This window comes from Pedobacter sp. 10L46_2 (genome assembly GCF_056395165.1).
This window is the reverse complement of the sequence record NZ_JBFTIZ010000507.1, coordinates 1-1,545: the sequence shown is the minus strand read 5'-3', so window position 1 is coordinate 1,545 and position 1,545 is coordinate 1. Positions and strand designations below refer to the sequence as shown.

Here is a 1,545-nt window from a genome sequence, read left to right as displayed (position 1 = left end):
CCCGTAAGTACGGGCAACCCTTACCAATAAGCGCTAAAATGACTGATGTTCCCAGCCACTCCTGGGTGATGCCAACTTTATTGAATAACGCTGGCATCAAGTTTTTGCAACTGGGATGTAATCCGGCAAGCCAGAGTCCACGTTTCCCTCAAATTTTTTGGTGGGAGGGGGCGGATGGGTCTAAAATCCTATGCCAGTACACCGCTGATTATGGATCCGGAATAAAAGCACCATCAGACTGGCCATCCAGGAATTACCTCGCAATGATTATGACCGGCGACAACCATGGGCCACCAAATCAGAAAGAAGTTGAAGCTATCATTGCTCAGATTAATAAAGAAATGCCCGGCGCAAAAATACATCTTGGAACCCTTGATGATTTTGCAAAAGCAGTAATAGCAGAAAAACCAGATTTGCCAACTGTTAAAGGCGATACACCAGATTCCTGGATTCACGGATTGCTTTCAAACCCACGGGAAGCAAAGATCGGACGCAATATTCGTCCTCTGGAATCTGCTCTTGATGGATTAAATACCCAGATGGGAATCTGGGGAATACCTGTTAACAGTATTGCAGCCAAACTGGATAAAGCTTATGAACAAAGTCTTTTGTATGCCGAACATACCTGGGGCATGAATGCAGAGTATGGCCCGCGTTATAGTTATGGCGAAGATTGGAAGAAATGGCTAACTGAAGCAGCAGCAGAACCCGAGCCTGAAAATGGCGATTTTTCGAAACTGAAAAACAGCAATGCACATAATACAAACACAGGAAGTAAAAAGAAATGGTTGCATTCTTACGATGTAAAACGGCAATACATCCATAACACCAATGACATTATAAATGCTGAGTTAACTACTGATCTTGATTTACTGGCCAAGTCAGTAAATGTGGCAGGGAAACGTTTGGTAGTGTACAATCCTCTACCATGGAAGAGATCTGGAATTGTTGAAAATCCATGGAAAAAAGGAAGTTATTTTTATGTTAAAGAAATTGCGCCTTCTGGCTATGTTGCTTATAATCAAGATGATTTAAAGGAAGCAACTATTACGAATGATCAGAATGCTGAATTCAATACGCCCTATTTTAAAATTGTATTAGACTTAAAAAGAGGAGGAATATCCTCTTTGACAGAAAATACGACTGGTCGTGAATTAGTAGATCAATCCTCTAAATATGTTGTTGGTCAGTTTTTGCATGAACGATTCAGTACCACTGAGGTTGGCCTATGGTTTAATGTTTATAGCAGGATAAAAGAGGGATGGGGTTTAAATGATCTAGGGAAGCCGGGTATGCTTGGTGCCGATAAAGCTCCGTATATGGCGTTTACTCCTGATAATTGGGGAATTTCAGTTACTCATTCAGATATTGCCGATGTGGCTACCCTAACTGCAATGGATACTAAAGGGCTTGCAAAGAAGTACACTTTAGTGTTTTCATTTCCTAGAAATTCAGCTTATGTTGATATAGAGTGGTTTGTAGATGGTAAAGCCCCAGATAAACAACCTGAAGGTGGTTGGTTGTGTTTTCCTTTTGCTGCTAAGG

The 1,545-nt window shown here is 41.3% G+C and carries 1 protein-coding gene; it reads left to right on the top strand.

Features of this window, described 5'->3' with window-relative positions:
• Positions 1-1,545: alpha-mannosidase (locus tag AC1DDX_RS27310; protein WP_477623020.1), on the top strand; the 1,545-nt coding region annotated here is incomplete at both ends.